The sequence below is a fragment of the Pseudomonas sp. MDT1-17 genome (genome assembly GCF_054898105.1).
Genome location: NZ_JBUBVM010000001.1, coordinates 5753584 through 5774113, shown reverse-complemented (window position 1 = coordinate 5774113; position 20530 = coordinate 5753584). Strand labels below are relative to the sequence as shown.

Sequence of the window (20530 nt, the reverse complement as noted above, 5' to 3'; positions counted from 1 at the left end):
TGCCTCCTTTCCGTTGCGCCACTGAGCTGTCATTTCCTTACCGGGCCTCACCGTGCTTGCTAAACTGCCGAAATTTGGCGTGCAAAATGCGCCTGCCGTATTCACAAGGAATTTCCATGTCCGCCCTGGTCAGCCTGCTCGATAGCTACCGCAATGCTTCTGTGACTGAACGTGAGAAAGGTACCTACTTTGAGGAGCTGATCTGCACGTACCTGCGCAACGAAGCCAAATATCGTGATTTGTACGAGCAGATCTGGACATTCTCAGATTGGGCAAAGGAGCATGGTGAGGACGGCCGCGACACTGGTATCGACCTGGTTGCGAGAACTCAGGGAACCAAAGAGTTTCATGCTATCCAGTGCAAGATGTACGCACAGAGCTATCGAGTGCAGAAGGGCGATATAGATAGCTTCCTCGCGGCATCAGGTCAAAAGCCTTTCACACACAGCATTATCGTTACAACCACGAATAACTGGTCTGAGCATGCCGACAATGCTTTGTTAAATCGGCACCAGACGATCAACAAGATTGACCTGCAAGCCTTGGAGGACAGTCAGATCGACTGGGCCAAATACAAGCCCAATCAGGTAGCTGTTCTTAAGGCCAAGAAATCTCTGCGCGACCATCAGAAGCGCGCTCTGCTGTCCGTTACCAACGGCTTACAAGGTGCTGATCGTGGCAAGCTGATCATGGCGTGCGGCACCGGTAAAACCTTTACCAGCCTCAAGATCGCAGAGCAGTTAGCTGGCGCTGGCAAGCGTGTACTGTTTCTGGTGCCTAGTCTGTCATTACTGTCGCAAACCCTGACCGAGTGGACGCAAGAGAGCGAAACCCTACTCCACAGCTTTGCCGTGTGTTCTGACAGCGATGTAGGTAAGAAGCGCAAGAAAGACGATGACATCGTGCAAACCTTTGCCCACGAATTGCGCTACCCAGCCACCACTGACCCGGCGCGGCTGGCGGCAGAAATGCTTAAGCGCCACGACGACCATCACATGAGTGTGGTGTTTAGCACTTACCACTCCATTGGCGTCATCAGTGATGCCCAGCTCCTGCATGACCTGGCCGAATTCGACCTGATCGTCTGCGACGAAGCCCACCGCACCACTGGGGCCACCTTTGGCGATGATGACGAAAGCGCCTTCGTTAAAGTCCACAATGCCGATTACATCCGCAGCGCCAAGCGCCTCTACATGACCGCCACGCCCCGCATCTATGGTGAGCTGGCCAAGGCCAGCGCGGAAAAAGATGACGTCGCCTTGTGCTCCATGGACGACATCAGCCTGTACGGCAAAGAGTTGTTCGTTATCACCTTCAGCGAAGCGGTAAAGGCTGAGCTGCTGGTCGATTACAAAGTGCTGGTGCTGGCCATGGATGAAAAGCACATCAGCAGCCGTCTGCAACAACTGCTGGCCGATGATGACAACCAGATCAAGCTGGAAGACGCAGCCAAAATCATTGGCTGCTGGAAGGCTCTCAGCAAGCAAGACACCCGCGAAGACCTCGTAGATGATGGCGCCCCCATGCGCCGCGCTGTGGCCTTCTGCCAGGTGATCGAGTACCAAAAGTTCGCCAAAACGCACAAGGTTAGTTCTAAAAATATCGCCAACATGTTCGATCAAGTGGTTGAAGCGTACAAAGCCAGCAACCCGGAAAACACCGACACCGCAGCCACGCTGATCTGCGAGGCCTCTCATGTCGACGGCGGCATGACCGCCAGCCAGAAGGAGGCCGAACTCGACTGGCTGAAAGCCGAGGTGCCCGACAACACCTGTCGCATCCTCAGCAATGTGCGCTGCCTGTCTGAAGGCGTGGACGTACCCGCCTTGGATGCCGTGTTGTTCCTGACCCCGCGCAATTCACAAGTGGACGTTGTGCAATCGGTTGGCCGTGTCATGCGCAAAGCCGAAGGCAAGAAGCGTGGCTATGTAATTTTGCCGGTCGTTATTCCAGCCGGTATGGCGCCCGAGGAAGCGTTAAACGACAACAAGACCTACAAGGTCGTCTGGCAAGTGCTGCAAGCCCTGCGCTCCCACGATGACCGCTTCGACGCCATGGTCAACAAGCTCGACCTGATCGGCAGCGACCCGGCCAAGATGGAAATTATCGCCGTCACCGAAAAGATCAACAAGAAATCCGACCGCAGCAACACCGGTAAAGACAACGGCAAGAACACCTATGGTATCGGCGAAGCAGTCGGTAAATACGATCACGGCCCCGCGCCTGAGCAGTTTGGTCTGGAGTTCGAGATCGGCGAAATCGAGCGAGCCATCTATGCCAAGGTGGTGCAGAAGTGTGGCAATCGCAGCCACTGGGAAGACTGGGCCAACGACATCGCCAAGATCGCCCGCACCCATATCACCCGCATCACCAGCATCATTGAAGACGAAGCCAACACCCGTGAGCGCGAAGCGTTCTTTAGCTTTGCCGGTGAGCTACGCGACGACTTGAACGACAGCATCGGCGACGGCGAAGTGATCGAGATGCTCGCCCAGCACCTGATCACCAAGCCGGTATTCGACGCGCTGTTCGAGGGTTACAGCTTCGCCAGCAACAACCCCATGTCTTGCGCCATGCAAAACGTCCTGGACATACTGCAAGAGCACCGTTTGGACAAAGAAGCCGACACCCTCCAGCGCTTCTACGACAGCGTGAAAATGCGCGCCGATGGTATCGACAACGCCGAAGGCAAACAGAAAATCATCGTCGAGCTGTACGACAAGTTTTTCCGTAATGCCTTTCCGCGCATGACCGAGCGCCTCGGGATCGTCTACACCCCGGTGGAAGTGGTCGACTTCATCATCCACAGCGTCAACGACATCCTGCAAAGCGAGTTCGGCCAAACCCTGGGCAGCGATGGCGTGCATATCATCGACCCTTTCACCGGCACCGGAACCTTCATCACCCGCCTGCTGCAAAGCGGGCTGATCAGCAAAGAGCAGTTGCAGAGCAAATACCAAGGCCAAATCCACGCCAACGAAATTGTGCTGCTGGCCTATTACATTGCCGCCATCAATATCGAGGCCGTCTACCACAGCATTGTCGGTGGCGAGTACCAGCCCTTTGAAGGCATCTGCTTGACCGATACTTTCCAGCTCTATGAAAAAGACGACTTGGTCAGCGAGTTGCTGGTGGACAACAGCGCCCGCCGCACTCGACAGAAAGCGCTGGATATTCGCGTGATTATTGGCAATCCGCCTTATTCGGCAGGGCAAACTAGCGCTAATGATCACAATGCTAACGTCGTCTATCCGCTTCTCGATGGCCGTATTCGTGACACCTATGCCGAGCGCACCACCGCTATCAACAAAAACGCCTTATACGATTCTTACATTCGCGCCATTCGCTGGGCGTCTGATCGCGTTGGCGACAGTGGCGTAATTGGTTTTGTAACCAATGCCGGTTTTTTGGAAGCCAACACCGCCAACGGTTTGCGTAAGTGTTTGTTAGAAGAGTTCAGCAGCGTGTATGTCTTTCATTTACGAGGAAACCAACGCACATCAGGCGAGTTATCTCGCAAGGAAGGCGGCAAGATATTTGGTAGTGGCAGCCGTGCCCCGATTGCCATTTCGCTGCTGGTGAAGAACCCCGCTTCCCAGCATCACGGCCAAATTTATTGGCATGATATTGGCGACTACCTAAGCCAAGCCGAAAAGCTAGAAAAAATCAGCACATTTGCCAGCATTGCCGGCATCACTGCCGCCAACGCTTGGCAGTCCATCGCCCCCGACGAGCATGGAGACTGGATTAATCAGCGTGATGGCAGCTTTGGCGAGTTTATTGTATTGGGAGATAAAGACGGGAACCCTGCACCAAAATTGTTTGCTAACTACTCAAGCGGGGTAAAAACGCAACGAGATGCTTGGTGCTACAACTCCAGCAAGTCAGGCGTATTGTCCAACATGAGCTTGATGATTGATTTCTATAATGCGGAGGTAGCGCGGTTTGACACCGCTCATGTTGGACTTGAAAAAACGGCTCGCGAAGCCAGAGTCGAAGGTTTTATCAACACCGATCCAACGCAAATCAGCTGGACGAGGGCTCTCAAGCAAGACCTGACGAAAGGTCGGCACTTTACGCTTGATCAAAACTGCCTAACCCCGAGTCTCTACCGTCCCTTCACCAAGCAGTGGCTCTATTTTAATCGTCGCTTTAACGAAATGGTCTACCAGATGCCTCGAATCTTCCCTGATGCGGGGGCGGAGAATAGGGTGATTTGTGTGCCTGGGAAAGGTGGTAACAAAGGCTTTTCTGCCTTCATGAGCAATGCGATCCCTGACTTGAATCTGGCCCCAGGAATGGGTGGCTATCAATGCTTCCCGCTGTACCTTTACGACAGCCCCGAAGACCAAGCCAAGAACAGCACAGCAGCGCCAGGCCTGTTTGACGCACCGGCACAGTCCAGCGCCAGCACTCGCCGCGATGCTATCACCGACGAAGGTCTGGCACACTTCAGCGCCGCCTACCCTGGCGAAGCCATCGGCAAAGAAGACCTGTTCTATTACGTCTACGGCCTGCTGCATTCGCCGGAGTACCGCGTCAAGTACGCCGATAACCTCAGTAAAGAATTGCCGCGCATACCGGCGGTAAAGGCTGCTGCTGACTTCTGGGCCTACTCTAGCGCGGGCCGTGCGTTAGCTGATTTACACCTGGGTTATGAAACCGTGCCCATGTACCCCGCCAACGTGCAAAGCAGCGCCAGCAGCGAAAGCGACTACCGTGTCGAGAAGATGAAGTACGGCAAGAAGGGCCAAGACAAAGACCTCAGCACCCTGCATTACAACGCCAAGATCACCGTCACCGGCATCCCGCTGCAAGCTTACGACTACATCGTCAACGGCAAGCCCGCGCTGGATTGGGTGGTCGAGCGCCAATGCGTAAGCATCCACAAAGACAGCGGCATCACCAACGACGCCAACGACTGGGCAATTGAGACCATGGAGAATCCTAAATACCCATTGGAACTGTTCCTGCGTGTGGTGACGGTTAGTCTGGAAACTATGAAAATTGTTAAGGATTTGCCACCGCTGGATATCTAAGTTCCATTTGTGTAATTAAAGGCTCGCTTCTCTCTTCGGTGGCGAGTCGATTAAAATCGGCGTTATTTAGCGGAACACTCGCGGTGTAGGATTTTAAGGATGCTAACTAGTAATCATGGAGAGTAAATGCCCCCTTCAATCGATAAAACGATCCAGGTACTGGAAGAGCTAAGTCGCTGTGAGCCGCGCAAAGTGCGGCGCACCGGCTTGGAAGCGAAGGCGCAAGTTATCGCCAACTGGTGTTTAGGATTTTCTCTGCTTTTTCTTCTTGTTAATGGATGCTTCGTTCTTTTCTATGACACGAGACCGCCGTCTACTTATGCCAGAGTATTTGTACTACTGATGAGCGCGGTCACCATGCTGCTGGCCATATCCACATTAATTGCGCCGATGGTGGCTTCGTTTCTGCTGGCCTTTCGCTGGAAAAAACTGGCGTTTGAGGGGCTATGTGCAGATATTTGTCATGAGCAATCCTTGGCTGATCGTCTGGCTAATTACGAGCCTGCTGCTTTGAAAGACGCTCGTTTTTGGCTAGAGCGCAAAGTCAGACGTGTCAGTGCACGTACAGGGCGTTTTTTTGGAGAGAAGACCGCAGCCATAGGGCTTTTGGCAACCGCGTATTCATTTGCTGATGAGTTTGGCGGCTTTGAGTGGATTTCCCGAACGCTAGCAGCAGGCTTTCGAGTAGATAACTTAGGTAATACCGTACTGTTGGGTGCTGGTGCGTTCTTGCTTGGTATGTCTATAGGTTCAATCTTGCTGGAGCATCTTGCTGCACGTTACCGGTATCAGATTGAGCTGCTAGAGCTAGTTGATAGGTAGTAGATATTTAGATGCGTATTATATTCGCTAATTAAAGAGAAAAAATAAAGGCACGGATGTGAACCGTGCCTTTATTTTCAGTGAATTCCAACTGGTTTGTCGTTTTTGTCATAGCAAATCGGATGCTCGCAATATCCGCCTGCGTTTAATACTTCCAGCTCGTAGATCGCTGGAAGGTATTGGTTAAGCTCTTCTTTGGCCACTTTCTTTCCATTGATTGTGCACTCATCGTCTGCGCGAGGGTTGCACCAAGCTTCCTTTACCTCGACATTTTTTGTGGGTCTTGTCATGGGCGTATTTTCGGTCTGTATGGAATCATCGACTGATTGGCTGCGCCCGGTATTCGCATCTAAATTGTATGAGGCGATAGCGTCTTTTACGTTCGTATTACTGATGCCGTGGTCAAGCAAGAATTCTTGAAGTGTTGTACGGGCTTGAGCGTAGGTAACCCCTTTGGCCTTTTTGTTTGGCCCCCCATCCATGCGATAAGCGATTGGGTAACCATCTTCACTTTCATAGATGTAGTAGTAAATTGACAGACTAAAGCTGAGGTCTTGACCATACATACCATAGACGCCTGAACCATTGGATGCACGGCAGGTGCCTCGGACGCACTTGCCGCTTACTTGATTGCTGAAAGTAACGTTACGCTGCTGTTGAGCATTCCACTGGGTGATATTTCTTGGAAGAACAAACCAAGTGCAGCGGTAGAATTTCGCGCCGTGCTGATTTTTGGCTTCTGCACAGGGAATGGCATAAGGCAGATCATTCATGGTTTGTTCGTTGGGAAGCATGGGCGGATACATATACCCATAGTCAACCTCTGCTTGAGCATTGAGTGAGAGTAAAAATGCCAGGCATCCTGATGCCTTAAAGATAACGGATTTTATTGTCAATTTCTTGGGCTCTATGTTGATCTTAAGAAAGAAGCTGGCTATTGCTGCGTTAATGTTTTTTGTAGGTTATTTTTAGTTTCTTGTTGACGTAATCTTTCGTGATTTCGTAGTCGGGATTGTAAGTAGCTAGAGTATGGCCTGCACTTGCCACCGTGGCTGCTGCGGCTAAAACTGCAGCAGCAGGTAGTGAAACGGCTCCGATAAGAGTGCCCAGTAAGCCTCCTTGTGCGACAGCACCTTTGATATCAACTTTTACTCGGCACTTTAGTCCGAGTGTTTCAATGCGCGTTTCAATATATTTTATACTTGCATTGAAGTTCCCTCTTAGTCCCACAATTTCGAACGAAGACCTGCTCTTCAGCAAGTTATTGATTTGTGCTTCGTTGATGCCGATTACAATTGATTGCGTCACTGCCTGACTCTCCTGCCAGTTGTTGAGTAGTAAATATCCGTAAATCAACCTTTTAAGTAGAGTGTCGACTTTTAAGGTCCTTCATGTCAATGAGGTGATGCCCAACCATCTAGGTCGACTAGGAGGTTGTATGTCAAAAACTGATGTGAAGGATCTGGCTGGACTGGTTGGACAAGCGATAGCACGCCAGCGGAGTCGATGTGGGCTTACTCAGGAAGAGGTTGCCGAGCGGCTGGGCGTAGGCAATGAAGCGGTGTCACGCATCGAGCGGGGTATTGTGATTCCCAACATTGAGCGGCTGTTTGTGTTGGCATCGATTTTTGGCTGTGAGACGGCTGAGTTGCTGTCCGAGGCTAGCGCGCGCCCTGAGGACCAGTCACGACGTGTCTACGATTTATTGTCTCCCTTAGGTAGTGAAGATAGACGGCTCATTGTTGGGTTGGTGGAAAGTCTGGCGGAACGACTTGGTCGAACCTGACGGCATCTGAAGCGAAACTTTGGTCTGGCCGCTCTTTCACAAGCATTTCAAATAAAGTACTGCTGAGGAGGTCTTGGTAGCCTATCGATACGGATTTTCTTAACTCCTTGCCTTGCGTTGCGAACAACTGTGAATCGGTTTGTTGATTTTCTTGAGCGCCCGGCTTAGCACCCAACAGGCCAGTAGTACAGCGACCAGCAAAGGTGGACAGCGCAGCATCATAACTACTGCCAGAACTAATGCCGAAGCACTTGCCAGCACGCCGATGAACGTGAGAAGTGCAATTAGGAAGCGTATCAGCGCCACGGGGGATCTCCTTGAGTTGGGGCTATGTGGGTTCGGTTAGCGAAGCGCCTGCCATTTACAAGCAACGCCAAGGACAAAGTACGTCTACAAATACCCTCGCTCTGCCAGCGATACGCAGCCTTCATAGCCCACGATCACGTGATCCAATATCCGAGTACCAACCAGGTCAAGGTCGTTTTTGAGAGCAGTAGTTATAGTGCGATCGGCTTGGCTGGGCTCTGGGTCGCCAGATGGGTGGTTATGCACCAGGATCACTGCTGCAGCGTTGTGCTCCAAAGCTATCTTGACTACTTCTCGTGGGTACACTTGGGCACCATCCAGCGTGCCTCTGAATAGCTCTCTGAAACCAATCACTCGATGCTTGGAGTCGAGCAGCAGCAAAGCAAAGACTTCGTACTCATGGTATTGCAGGAGTGTTTGCAGGTGGCTGAAGACGTGCTTGGGCTCAGTCAATGCCCGGCCTTTAGACAGACGACTCATCGCCAGTTGTTGCGCCATCTGCAGAATGTCAGCTTCGGTGACCGGTGATTCCATGACATAGGTACCGGTCGTTTCACCGGCTATGAGCTTGTGATATTTCATGCGGGTATTCCTGTACGAATGCGTGAGAACGGAGGGGTTGAGAAACGCGGTTACTGGACGGTGGGCTTGCTGTTGAGCCGCGTGACTTGCGACTCCAACTTTTGCGCGAGAGAGGATTTGGCAGGCGCTGCCCGTTGGCCTTGGGGCTCTACAGGGCAGAGCTGATCTTGAATGGCGGGGAAGAATTCTTCTGCGATGGCCCCGCTGTCCTCCTCGCTGTCTTCAAAGGCCCCATTGTTAAAACCCTGTCGGGCCGCGTGATCCAAGGTGCTCTGGTCAAATCCCGCGGTTTGCCGGGTTTCCTCCAGTTGCTTGGCTTCCAGTAAGGCGTCTTCTAGGCTCAGTCCGCTGCGTACCGTGATGTCCACGTAGAAGATCGGCGTGCCGTGGCTCTGGCGGGTGGATTTACCGCGCAGACGCAACTCCAGCGGCAGACAGGCCAGTCGATTGCCAGAGATGGCTTGCAGGTAATGCAGACGTGCTGCCAGGGTGCGGATGCTGTTGTAACTCGTGGTACGAAAGACAAAGCTGCCCAGCGGATCGTCATCGCCAATCACCACGTTCAGCCGGCCGTAAGGCTTACAAGCATTGCCTTGGGCCAGTGAACAGCCATCCGGTGAAGGGCAGGGCAACGACTGGATGCCGTCCTTGGTCAAACGCTTGCAGGTCTCACCATTGCCGACGCACAGCGGCCGGCCGGTGTTACGGTCGAACAGGCTGTAGTCAGCCCGAAAGTTGAGGTCTGGCTCGTTGAACAGCAAACGTATCGGAACGCTGCGCAGCTTGCCGTCCTGGCCATTGCGCAGTTCCACATTGAGGGGATGCAGCAGCCAGCCGTCGCGGGTCTGAACCTGCGAAGTAATGGTGAACTGATCATCTTTCTCCGGCAGACGTTTGCCGTTCTTTTCGACGACCTTGCCGATGGAAATTCGGCCCAAAATCGGGGGAGTGATGGCTAAACCTTTCAGCATGGGAGTTCTCCTGTATCTGAAATAAAAACGCCACCGAGACTGCGCAAACGGCCAGGGTGGCGTTGGAGAGAAAGGGCATGGGAATAAGGGAAGAGCGAACGAGCGTTCAGGCCAGCAGAAAGCGCCGACTGCCGGTTTTGGTGGTCGAGTAGCGCACTTGCAGATAGGGCTTTTCTTTCAGCAGGCGGGGGATATCCAGGGCCACTCTGTCTTTGGCTTTCTTCCACGTGATGCTGCCGGTTGCGAAGGCCGCCCGACTGGCATCGCCCATGGCCTGTTGCAACGTTTGCTTGAGCTGAGCTTCCTGCTTCTCCTGCAGAGCAATCGACTCGCGTACGCTCTGCAATTCGGTAAAGGTTTTACAGATCAGGAGGTCCTGGCTGAGGTCCAGGTTTTGCCCGCTATCCTCTGGATACAAACAGCGCAAGGCTTGCTCAGCTGAGGCCGAACCGTCGGCCGGTGGCGGGGTATCGCTGACAACGTAATCCCAGAAGAGTCGCTCTAGATCGATCAGCCGAGCAATCAGCGACTCGTCCCGTTCGATGCGGTGGATCTCCAGGTGCTGGCCGCCCAGTAGAACCGCAACATCTGCAGCCTGCTTGCCGGTGACCGCCAGCTGGTGCATGACCTGTAATTGCACATACTCGGGCACGCCTTCTCTCCAGAGGCGTGCCCCATTTATGCCGGCTGTCTTGCATTCGAGGATTTGTACATCGTCTGCACCCATCACTTCGCGGTCGATGTTGGCAAGCATCCAGGGCAACTCTGGATCCGGATGCTGCAGGACGGCGTTAATCCGTCGCACTTTCTTGCCGGTGCGTTTGCTGTAATGCCAGGCCACGATGGGCTCCAGCACATTGCCCCAGTAGGCTGGGCTTTCCTCATCCTGAGGATCGATTTTCGATAACGTGGCATCCCGGCCAGTTTTTTCCAGCCACAACTCCAGCTGCGATTTGTACGGGTTGAGGCCAACCGCTGCGCCTGCGTCAGAGCTACCAATGCCTTGTTTACGCACGGCGAGCCAATCTTCTCGGGGGAGTTCCTTGGTGCCGATCAGGCGCAGGGCCGGACGGCTCTTGTAAGTGTTTTCATCTAGCGCAATCGCTTTCATATGGGGTTCCTTGCAGACACAAAAACGCCCGTTGAGCGCAGTGCTGAACGGGCGTTAGGGTTAAGGGACGGGGGCATGTCAGGCGACGAGTTGCAGGGCAGCATCCAACGCGCGCTGCTTGATTTGCGCCCCCTGACCGAACCAGGCGGAGTCCATGCGGTATTCGTTGCTGCGCGCTCTGCGCTCGTGGTCGACATATTCGGTCACGGCGTTGAGCAGCCCCCAGGCCGTGCCTTGCGCCGATTCAAGCGTTGCGCCACGACCGCGCCCCTCGTACAGGCTTTGTACTTTGCGCAGGGCGCGTTCGTTGGGAAGGACTTCAGGTAATTTGCTATTGGGTGTTACGTCACACAACACGTTCATGAAGAACCCCATAGCTTCATGCCACTGAACTTTGCGCTCGGCCAGCACGCGCATGCGATACATGAATTCGTCCCATTGCGAGACGGCCACACCCAATTGCTTTTTGACGACCTGTGGGTCGAACCGGGTGCTGTGTGGCACCTTGATGGCGCGAGTGGTGCCATCCAGTGCGATGGTTAGGGTGTTGTTGCAGACCACGCGAACGGTGGTCGGCGTGGCAGTGGTGGCGAGCGTTCCGTCGCAAGAGGTCGCCAGCAACAAATAGCCGTTGACCTGATCGTTGCCCTTCAACGCGGTGTTTTGACCAGTACGCGCCAGCGCCCAGAACTTACGACCGCCCTTGAGCACACCAGCGGTTTCCAGCTCGTAGCCGGAGACCTCGGTAAGATCTCGGTAAAACTCCATCACCTCACGCGGCTGAACAATTTGATAACGGTTGGACACCACGGACAGCGGTGCTTTGGTGTCGGAGCGGTACAGCACCTTTTGCTCCGGGAATGAGTGAATACTGCCCATGTGGCCGATAGCATCGGCTTTGAAGTGAACCGGGCTTTCCTGGATCTTCCAGTCCATGCCGGCCTCACGCTGCCAGATTTCAATAGGCTGTTTTTGCGTCAGTTGGCTGCCGAGGCCATGCCACGGGGTCGCACCAACGTAAGCCATTTGTTCGATTTGATGAGCCATGATTATGATTCCTTAGGGTGCAAGCCGGCATAAGTGCCACGCATCGCGTGGCACTGTCCGGGCGTACTAAAAGAGTGGGATAGAGGACGGTTTAAGCAGGGAGGTTGAAGCGATGCCCGCAGATCAGGCAGAGATTGTGGGCGAGTACATGGCGGTCAAGTTTGTCGCCGAGTTGAGCGCCCAATGCACAGCCGCCAGCGCCGCCGACCAGTCCGCCGAGGATGGCGCCAGAAACGGCGCCGAGGGTGACGCCGAGCGGACCGGCAATAGCTCCGACGGTGGCGCCTGCCTGACCGCCTGCCAGTACGGCACTGACGCCGCGTGCTGCACCGCCTACCGTACCGATGGCAGCCGCAATTTTCATGGCCTGGTGGAGAGAGGCAATTTTGGGTGAGTTACAGCGAGGGCACTGCAATGACATGGTTTGAAGCTCCATGGTGGGGATGTCATAGCAGTGATGTAGGCCTGTAATTTTTTTGAATCGAAAGGCTTTATGGTTAGCACATCCCGCGTGCAGCACTCTGCATTCAAGCCGAAGTAGAAATTCGGTAGCGCTTTGTGTAGCGCCATTCATCAAACCCACTTCTAGAACCTACATTCGACAGCCATTTGCAATCCACCGCCACTCTGGGCGTGGCGAATCTCGTTTATGCGAAATTGCACTCCATTTGACCACCTGATTGCATTGGTACTGACCACTCGTTTGCATTGCACTTGACCAAGCGTTTGCATTCGATCTGACCACCGATTCCATTGGTTTTTACCTGCACGTTTCGTAAACATGATCGGTGGAGAGCTGCCCATTGCTGCCGGTGGCGAAAGGCAGTCATCGGCCAAGAGCGGACATTCGTCGCGTCGCTCAGCCTCCAGCGCATCAAGCCGAAAAACCACCGTCGATGGTCAAACTTGCTCCGGTAATATACCCAGCTTCCGGCCCCGCGAGGTAAGCCACAAAGGCCGCGATCTCATCATCTTTACCATACCGATCAAGCGCCATCAGTGCTTTCAACTGATCGGCAAATTCGCCATCAGCGGGGTTCATTTCGGTGTCGATAGGACCTGGTTGAACATTGTTGACCGTAATACGGCGAGGGCCGAGATCGCGGGCCATACCTTTGACTAACCCAACCAATGCCGACTTACTCATGGCATACACCGCTCCGCCTGCAACAGGAACACGCTCTGCGTTGGTGCTACCAATGTTGATAATGCGACCTCCATCATTCATATGGCGAGCCGCTTCCTGGGAAGCGACAAAGACGCCACGAATATTGATTGCAAAGGTTCGGTCCAACTCATCCAGAGGAAATTCCTCGGTGGGAGCCCAACTCAGCACGCCAGCATTGTTTACCAAGATATCTAGCTTGCCGAAATGCTCTGCTGCCTGGCGAATCGCATGCTGCAGCGCAGCGACATCGGCGCTATCAGCGCAAATGGCAAGGCACTTACCACCGTTTGCCGTAACTTCCGCAACCAGTGCGTCAGCTCGAGCTGCAGATGAAGCGTATGTAAAGGCTACCGCTGCACCTTCACGGGCCAAACGCCTGACAATGGCTGCGCCGATGCCACGGGAGCCGCCTTGTACAATTGCAACTTTTCCTTCAAGGCTCTTTACGAACGACATAGTGTAATCCTTGCTTTCCATCGTGGGATCGCCGCAGCGAAGATGAATGTTTAATGACAAACCAAGCTACATGGCCACAAGTCTTATAGACGCAGCACACTTAAGTATCAATGAGCAGATTGTCTATTTACTGGCTGTTTTTTTGAGCTAGCCTGCTCGAAATCTACTGCCAGGTGTCTGCGCCAAAAGGAGTAACTCTTCAATGATCACGCGCATCTTCGGCTGAATGTAGGGGGTCTTGATCCAAATAGCGTGAATGGGCATATCGTCTACTGCTTGATCATCGAGCACAGAAATCAGCGCGCCTGATCGGAGGTGCTCCTCCACCAGCCATGTAGGTACCTGGGCCAAACCGCAACCCGCCAATGTTGTGGCCAAAATTGCTTCGCAATCCCCTATCTCATGACGTACGGGGATTTCATAAGCTGCAGTCATTCCCTCCTCGTTTTTGAGTAACCAGCTAGGCCGTTGGCCTAAAGGCCATCCTATGACACAGTCGTGTTGTGAGAGGTCCTTAGCTACCTGTGGCGCACCGCGGCGCGCGAGATAAGACGGGGAGCCACAGATAACTCGGCGCTGCTCGCCCAATCGACGAGCGACCAGATCTACATTGTTATCGAGCGGCCCCACACGCACCGCCAAGTCAATCCCATTGCCCATCAAATCAACGGTCTGATCGCTGAAGGTGACTGATAGCTCTAGCTGTTCGTACCGTGTCGACAGTTCTATCAGGGTGGGCAGGATATACCTGCGTCCAAATGCTGTGGGCAGTTCAATGCGTACACGACCGGCAGGTAACTGCTGCTCACTGCCCAATCGATTTTCAGCCTCGTCTAGGATGGCCATGGCGTTCTGGCAATCGGTGAGGTAGGAATCACCATCATTGGTCAAGCTCACTCGCCTGGTAGTCCTGTGCAACAGCTTGGTTCCCAAGCGTGTCTCCAGTCGCATGATGCTTTTGCTCAAAGCCGAGCCGGTCATTCCCAAAGCCTGGGCGGCCGAGGTGAAGCTGCCTGTCTGGGCAACGGTGACGAAATTCCGAATCTCAACAAATTGGTTCTTAATCATGCCAATTGATTCCGCGCAGGACCTAGAGAATTGAATTTTAGGGACTTAATCGTATCGTGTGAATAGCATAGACTAATTCAACTGTATGGAAATGTGCTTTAAACATCGTCGATGTTGTGCTGAACTTTTTCATGCTTAATTGTTAAAAGCTAATAAGCGCAAGCTTATCTTGTATAACCTCTACTGAGAATTAGCATAAATGAATGTCACGAAAAATTTTCAAGGTAAAGTTGCATTTGTACAAGGTGGTTCCCGAGGTATTGGGGCTGCCATTGTTAAACGTCTGGCTCGCGAAGGCGCAGCCGTTGCATTCACTTATCGTTCCTCGCCAGACGAAGCTAAAAAACTAGTAGACGAGATTACCCTCGCAGGAGGCAATGTTTTCGCTATTCGTGCTGACAGTGCTGATCCTGAAGCATTACAGCAAGCTGTGCGCCAAGCGGTAGAGAATTTTGGCAGACTAGATATCTTGGTAAACAATGCGGGCATTCTCCCATGGGGACCACTGGAAGAACTGACATTGGCGGAAATTGACCTTGCATTGGCTGTCAACGTAAGAGGTGTGATTATTGCCAGTCAAGAAGCCGTACGTCACATGAGTACAGGTGGCCGCATTATTAATATTGGCAGCATTAATGCCGACCGAATTCCTGTTGCCGGCGGTGCCGTGTATGCAATGACTAAAGCCTCGCTTGTTGGTTTTACCAAAGGCCTGGCGCGAGACTTGGGACCACGTTGCATTACTGTCAACAACGTTCAGCCAGGACCGGTCGATACCGATATGAATCCAGCCGACGGTGAGGCAGCCAGCCAACTGAAACAGTTAATGGCACTAGGCCGATACGGAAAAGATGAAGAAATTGCCAGCTTCGTTGCATACCTTGCTGGGCCGGAAGCCGGATTTATTACTGGCGCTAGCCTGAGCATTGATGGTGGGTTTGCAGCTTGACCGCCGAAAAGACTGAAGCAGCTGGATTTTTATAAACAGAGATGTGGAGAGAAAACAGTCCGTATCTTTTGTATTTCGTAAAGTGGGACTTATGAATAAATTTATAAAGAATATTGTGATTGCAGCCTGCGGTGTGATGAGTTCTTTCACCGTGCTGGCGACTGAGGAATTTCCTGTTCCGGCAGGATTCGAAAGAGGCTTTGAAGAAGTCAATGGCCTGAAAATGCACTATGTTGCGGGTGGAAGCGGGCCTTTAATGCTGATGGTGCATGGCTTCGGTCAATCATGGTATGAGTGGCATCAGCTCATGCCTGAACTGGCGAAAAAACACAGAGTCATCGCTGTGGATCTTCCTGGTCTAGGATTGTCTGAACCACTGAAGACCTCGTATACCGGGCAAGAGGTGTCTCCGTATATATACGCTTTTGCCAAACGCTTTAGTCCAGATGCGCCGTTTAATTTAGTGGCTCATGATATTGGTATTTGGGCAACTTATCCGATGCTGGTGCAGCATCAAAAAGATATTGCCAAGGTCGCCTATCTTGAGTCGGTCATTCCGGACGAACTGATATACACCTTTCCGGCGTTTACCCCGCAAGGTGAGTCAACAGCTTGGCACTTTAGCTTCTTTTCAGCGGATGGAGCATTACCCGAAACTTTAATTTCGGGAAAGGAAAAGGTCTTTCTCTCTCATTTCATCAAGAAACATGCTGAGAAGCAGGAGGTGTTTACTGATGAATTGCTTGGACTTTACGCTAAATCGTATTCGAAGCCTCACACCCTGCATGCTGCATTCGAATACTATCGCGCGCTTCCGCAATCTGTGCTGCAGAACAAAGAACTGTTGGCTCAAAGCAAACTGACTATGCCGCTACTGGCAGTGGCGGGTGACGGGCGAGGCAGTCTTGGTCAGACTCAAATTGATCAGATGAATAAGTACGCCACGAACGTACAAGGTCATGTGCTGCCTGGCTGTGGTCATTGGTTGATGGAGGAGTGCCCTACATTGGTCAAACCACTACTCGTCGATTTCTTCGACGGTAAATGATCAGGAAGTAGACTGCGTAGTCAAACCTCTACTTGTTAGTCACGCTTGGCATGGATTTCATCGTTCTGTACTAATAGACTTTGGAGTGATGCCGCAGTGTGCGGGCTAATGCCGTTTTTATTGCTAGCTTTTTTTTAATAAGCGTGTGCTATCTTCTCGTGGTTTTCAGGAATTAGAGTCTTCTTATGCGCCGTTTTTTTACCTTACTATTGATGTTGTTTTCAGGGTTTACCCATGCGGGAGGCAGTCTATTTGATGTTAAACCTGAGTTTCTTCCTGCAGAAAAAGCATTTGCCTTCAGTTCTCAGCGTCTTCCTTCAGGGGAAACTCAACTCTACTGGCAAGTCGCCGATGGGTATTACCTGTATCAGCAACGTTTAAAATTCGATGGTTTGGCCCAAAAAAATACTCCGCCGTTTCCTGAAGGTGAAGTTCACAGCGATGAGTTTTTCGGTACCCAGCAAGTCTATCGGCAGGGGCTGGAGTTGAAGCTTCCAGCCGAGGCCAGCGGTAAAATCAAGGTGGGCTGGCAGGGCTGCGCCGATGCCGGTTTGTGCTATCCACCGCAGTCAGTGATCGTTGACCTGGGCGGTAGCCCGTCGGCCACCACTCCTGCCGAAGCACCCGATCAAGCACTTGCCAGTGGTCTTCAGCAACGAGCACTTGGCTGGAGCCTGCTGATCTTCTTCGGTCTGGGCTTGCTGCTGGCGTTTGCCCCTTGCTCTCTTCCCATGCTGCCGATTCTTGCAGGACTGGTAGTCGGCAGTGGCGCGAGCCCGCGGCGCGGTTTTGCCCTGGCTGGTAGCTATGTGTTCTGCATGGCGTTGGTATACGCCTCCATGGGTGTGCTTGCTGCCATGCTGGGCGCCAACCTCCAGGCGTTGCTGCAACAACCGTGGGTGCTGGGTAGTTTTGCTGCGGTATTCATCCTGCTGTCGTTGCCGATGTTTGGTTTTTTCGAATTGCAGTTGCCCGCCTTCCTGCGCGATCGCCTGGAAAATGCCAGTCGCCAACGAAATGGTGGCAGCCTGGTGGGCGCCGGAGTCCTGGGCGCGTTGTCAGGACTATTGGTAGGTCCGTGCATGACAGCCCCTCTCGCTGGCGCGCTGCTATACATCGCGCAAAGCGGTAACGCACTGCACGGTGGTCTTATTCTGTTCGCCATGGGCCTGGGCATTGGTCTTCCCTTGTTGTTGCTCGTCACTGTTGGCAATCGCTTCCTGCCCAAACCAGGGGCGTGGATGAACTTGCTCAAAGGCGCCTTCGGCTTCCTGTTTCTGGGAACGGCGATCTACATGCTGAGACCAGTATTGGATGAGTCGATTTGGATCGGACTGTGGGGCACGTTGTCGCTGGCCCTGGCTTATGCTGTCTGGCATCAACGCCAACCAGCGGCCCGGACGACTCACATGTTCGGCATTGCTTCTGTTGTGTTTGGTGTCTGGGGTAGTCTGCTTGTCGTCGGCGCTGCTGGTGGCTCAGATGATCTCTGGCAACCATTGAAGGTATATAGAGCAACCACCACCAGCGCTGCATCGCAACCGTCGGGACATGATGCGTTCTCCACCATTAAGTCTGCGACTGAGTTGCAAAACGAGCTGGATTCGGCGAGGGCAAGTGGTCAGTGGGTGCTGCTGGATTACTACGCCGACTGGTGTGTGTCTTGCCGAGTGATGGAAAAGGAAGTGTTTGGCCAACCACAGGTAATGGACGCATTGAAGGGTGTGCGCCTGCTGCGCCTGGACGTCACCGCTGACAACGCTGATAGCCGTGAGTTGTTGAGCCGCTATAAGGTACCGGGGCCTCCAAGCTTTTTATGGATCGGGCCGGACGCAGAGGAGCGTCGTAGTCAGCGTATTACTGGGCAGGTTGACGCCGAGGCGTTTCTTCAGAGTTGGAACCAAGCTAAGGAAGGTAGTTGATGCTTACATTCAATATTGGCAGCTTTGTAATTTCACTGAGCCATCTGTTGCTGATCAGCGCGTTATTGGTCGCTACCCTGATTGGACGTCGAGTGGCCAAACAGGGTGGGGAACGCCTGGATTCGGTGCTGTTCTGGCTGTTGATGCTGGGACTTCTGATAGCCCGAGCGAGCTTCGTTCTCGTCTATCGAGAGCACTATGGCAGTGACCTCTGGCGCATCATCGATGTACGTGACGGCGGTTTCCTTGCCTTGCCGGGTGCAATCGCGGTGGTGATTGGGGCTCTGATCTGGGGCTGGCGAAGTGCAGCGCTGCGTCGACCACTGGCTGCGTCGGTGGTTGCCGGCATGCTCCTGTGGGGCTTGGGGACACTATCGCTGAGCGTTTACGAGCAAGGTACGCGTTTGCCGGAAATACCTGTGCGCACGACCACTGGAGAGACCGTACAACTCACGCACTATCAAGGGCGTCCACTGGTGATCAACTTGTGGGCCACCTGGTGCCCTCCCTGCCGTCGTGAAATGCCTGTGCTGCAGAAAGCTCAGGAACAGCGTCCCGATGTGAACTTTCTCTTCGTGAACCAAGGTGAAGGATCGGATATCGTCAATAAGTTTCTCTCCAGCCAAAAACTAAGCCTGAACAACATTTTATTTGACGGAGGCGGACGACTTGGCCAGATCGTTGGTTCGATGGCGTTACCAACGACCCTGTTCTACAGTGCAGACGGCAAATTAGTGAGCAGCCATCTAGGGGAGCTATCAGATGCAAGCCTGGCTCGAGCACTCGAACAATTCGAAGAGCGCTGACGGAGCTTAGCTAACGAAGGAGCTACACGCTCGTTTAGCGGCTATTTTCTCTTCGTGCTACATCGTTAACGACTCACAAAAAATCTACCCCACCCCCCTTGAGAGCAAGTAACTAACTATGGAATGGATTGCGGACCCCACCGCGTGGCTTGGTTTGCTGACACTGATCGTGTTGGAGCTAGTCCTCGGAATAGACAATCTTGTTTTTATTGCAATTCTTGCCGACAAATTGCCACCCGAGCAACGCGACCGGGCACGACTCATCGGGCTTTCGCTTGCACTTCTTATGCGGCTGGGCCTGCTTGCGGGTATTTCGTGGATGGTAACGCTGACCAAGCCATTGGTGACGGTATTTGATCATGTGTTCTCCGGCCGAGATCTGATCATGCTGTTCGGCGGTGTGTTCCTGCTGTTCAAAGCGACGATGGAGCTTCATGAGCGACTCGAAGGGCATGTAGCGCAACGTACGGGCAACGTCAGCTATGCGCTGTTCTGGCCGATCGTCTTGCAGATTGTGGTGCTTGACGCCGTCTTCTCGCTGGATGCCGTAATCACCGCCGTGGGGATGGTTGATGAACTCTCGATCATGATGATCGCTGTTATCTTCTCCATCGGTATCATGATTGTCGCCAGTAAGCCGTTGACCAACTTCGTCAACTCACACCCCACTGTGATCATGCTATGTCTGGGGTTCTTGATGATGATTGGCTTCAGTCTTACGGCTGAGGGTCTTGGCTTCCATATTCCAAAGGGCTATCTCTACGCTGCCATTGGCTTCTCCATCCTCATCGAATTGTTCAACCAGATTGCCCGCGCACGTCGCAAGAAATCCTTGCAGGGCCAGCACTCAATGCGAGTCAGAACGGCGCATGCTGTTTTGCGTTTGCTGGGAGGCAAACAACTGGAACAGGACGAGGTGGGTGAAGAAGTCGTTGATATGGTCGGGAGCGATGGCCTGGAACCTGTTTTTGATCGACGCGAGCGGGTCATGATCAGCGGAGTACTCAGGCTTGCAGAACGGAGCGTTCGGACAATCATGACCCCAGGCACTGAGATTGATCAGATCAAACTCACCAGTCCATGGACCGAACTTGAGGGCGTACTGATCAACTCCCCTCATTCCAGGCTTCCCGTCACCCGTAACGGCCGTGTAAGCGAAGCACTGGGCTTCGTCCAGAAGAAGGATGTGCTCAACGTATTGCTTGAAGGCAATCAGGCACAGATTGAAGAACTGGTACGTCCTGCGCTCAGATTGTCGGAGAGGTTGACGATTCTCAATGCACTGGAGCAATTGCGCAAAGAGTCCACGCACATCGCCTTCGTGGTCAACGAACGTGACGGGGTGATCGGGCTGTTAACCGTGACCGACATTCTTGAGTCCATCGCCGGCGAGCTGCCTGATACCAGCGACCTTGAGCGCTTATCCGTAGCGCACCAATGAAGGTTGCT

At 53.1% G+C, this 20530-nt stretch carries 17 protein-coding genes and 1 pseudogene; 8 read left to right on the top strand and 10 right to left on the bottom strand.

The features are described 5' to 3' along the window. Nucleotides 1-116 precede the first annotated feature (116 nt). Both ACYZTX_RS26690 and ACYZTX_RS26685 read left to right on the top strand, forming a co-directional pair. Nucleotides 117-5039 carry a DEAD/DEAH box helicase gene (locus ACYZTX_RS26690; RefSeq protein ID WP_462036537.1) on the top strand — a complete coding sequence of 1641 codons (4923 nt, stop codon included), beginning with the start codon at nucleotides 117-119 and terminating at the stop codon, nucleotides 5037-5039. A gap of 126 nt (nucleotides 5040-5165) precedes the next feature. After that, the gene (locus ACYZTX_RS26685) at nucleotides 5166-5861 is read left to right on the top strand and encodes a hypothetical protein (RefSeq protein WP_462036536.1); all 696 of its coding nucleotides are present in this window, start codon (nucleotides 5166-5168) and stop codon (nucleotides 5859-5861) included. A gap of 77 nt (nucleotides 5862-5938) precedes the next feature. Here the strand turns inward: ACYZTX_RS26685 and ACYZTX_RS26680 are convergent, their stop codons facing one another. Next, nucleotides 5939-6634 (bottom strand): hypothetical protein, encoded by a 696-nt coding sequence (locus ACYZTX_RS26680; protein ID WP_462036535.1) that lies wholly within the window; start codon nucleotides 6632-6634, stop codon nucleotides 5939-5941. A 172-nt stretch (nucleotides 6635-6806) separates the two neighbouring features. Continuing rightward, a complete protein-coding gene (locus tag ACYZTX_RS26675) occupies nucleotides 6807-7169 on the bottom strand; it encodes a hypothetical protein (protein WP_462036534.1) in 363 nt (120 codons plus the stop codon). A 130-nt stretch (nucleotides 7170-7299) separates the two neighbouring features. Between ACYZTX_RS26675 and ACYZTX_RS26670 the strand changes: the two genes are divergently transcribed. Beyond that, the gene (locus ACYZTX_RS26670) at nucleotides 7300-7647 is read left to right on the top strand and encodes a helix-turn-helix domain-containing protein (protein ID WP_462036533.1); all 348 of its coding nucleotides are present in this window, start codon (nucleotides 7300-7302) and stop codon (nucleotides 7645-7647) included. A 99-nt stretch (nucleotides 7648-7746) separates the two neighbouring features. Here ACYZTX_RS26670 and ACYZTX_RS26665 read toward each other — a convergent pair whose 3' ends face one another. The 8 genes from ACYZTX_RS26665 to ACYZTX_RS26630 form a co-directional block, all read right to left on the bottom strand. Beyond that, the gene (locus ACYZTX_RS26665) at nucleotides 7747-7953 is read right to left on the bottom strand and encodes a hypothetical protein (protein WP_462036532.1); all 207 of its coding nucleotides are present in this window, start codon (nucleotides 7951-7953) and stop codon (nucleotides 7747-7749) included. An 84-nt stretch (nucleotides 7954-8037) separates the two neighbouring features. Further along, a complete protein-coding gene (gene radC, locus ACYZTX_RS26660; protein WP_462036531.1) occupies nucleotides 8038-8535 on the bottom strand; it encodes a RadC family protein in 498 nt (165 codons plus the stop codon). 50 nt (nucleotides 8536-8585) lie between these two features. Then, nucleotides 8586-9506, bottom strand: coding sequence for a recombination directionality factor (locus ACYZTX_RS26655; RefSeq protein WP_462036530.1), 921 nt, complete (start codon nucleotides 9504-9506; stop codon nucleotides 8586-8588). 106 nt (nucleotides 9507-9612) lie between these two features. Next, nucleotides 9613-10617: a YqaJ viral recombinase family nuclease gene (locus tag ACYZTX_RS26650; protein ID WP_462036529.1), complete on the bottom strand. Its 1005-nt coding sequence runs from the start codon at nucleotides 10615-10617 to the stop codon at nucleotides 9613-9615. Nucleotides 10618-10695: 78 nt separating this feature from the next. Beyond that, nucleotides 10696-11664 (bottom strand): DUF932 domain-containing protein, encoded by a 969-nt coding sequence (locus ACYZTX_RS26645; protein WP_462036528.1) that lies wholly within the window; start codon nucleotides 11662-11664, stop codon nucleotides 10696-10698. A 91-nt stretch (nucleotides 11665-11755) separates the two neighbouring features. Continuing rightward, a complete protein-coding gene (locus ACYZTX_RS26640; RefSeq protein ID WP_462037115.1) occupies nucleotides 11756-12028 on the bottom strand; it encodes a hypothetical protein in 273 nt (90 codons plus the stop codon). 510 nt (nucleotides 12029-12538) lie between these two features. After that, nucleotides 12539-13288: a 3-oxoacyl-ACP reductase family protein gene (locus tag ACYZTX_RS26635; protein WP_462036527.1), complete on the bottom strand. Its 750-nt coding sequence runs from the start codon at nucleotides 13286-13288 to the stop codon at nucleotides 12539-12541. Between the two features lie 147 nt (nucleotides 13289-13435). Beyond that, nucleotides 13436-14356, bottom strand: coding sequence for a LysR family transcriptional regulator (locus ACYZTX_RS26630; protein WP_462036526.1), 921 nt, complete (start codon nucleotides 14354-14356; stop codon nucleotides 13436-13438). 199 nt (nucleotides 14357-14555) lie between these two features. Between ACYZTX_RS26630 and ACYZTX_RS26625 the strand changes: the two genes are divergently transcribed. The 5 genes and pseudogenes from ACYZTX_RS26625 to ACYZTX_RS26605 form a co-directional block, all read left to right on the top strand. Continuing rightward, nucleotides 14556-15305, top strand: a complete 750-nt coding sequence (locus tag ACYZTX_RS26625; RefSeq protein ID WP_462036525.1) for a 3-oxoacyl-ACP reductase family protein — start codon at nucleotides 14556-14558, stop codon at nucleotides 15303-15305. Between the two features lie 91 nt (nucleotides 15306-15396). Then, nucleotides 15397-16353, top strand: coding sequence for an alpha/beta fold hydrolase (locus ACYZTX_RS26620; protein WP_462036524.1), 957 nt, complete (start codon nucleotides 15397-15399; stop codon nucleotides 16351-16353). Between the two features lie 185 nt (nucleotides 16354-16538). Continuing rightward, on the top strand, nucleotides 16539-18275 hold the full coding sequence (gene dsbD, locus ACYZTX_RS26615) for a protein-disulfide reductase DsbD (RefSeq protein WP_462036523.1): 1737 nt from the start codon (nucleotides 16539-16541) through the stop codon (nucleotides 18273-18275). Next, the gene (locus tag ACYZTX_RS26610) at nucleotides 18275-19081 is read left to right on the top strand and encodes a prolipoprotein diacylglyceryl transferase family protein (protein ID WP_403141956.1); all 807 of its coding nucleotides are present in this window, start codon (nucleotides 18275-18277) and stop codon (nucleotides 19079-19081) included. The genes dsbD and ACYZTX_RS26610 overlap by 1 nt, the downstream gene beginning before the upstream one ends. Nucleotides 19082-19199: 118 nt before the next feature. Further along, nucleotides 19200-20498 (top strand): annotated as a pseudogene (locus ACYZTX_RS26605) (TerC family protein); the annotation flags it as partial. Between the last annotated feature and the right edge of the window lie 32 nt (nucleotides 20499-20530).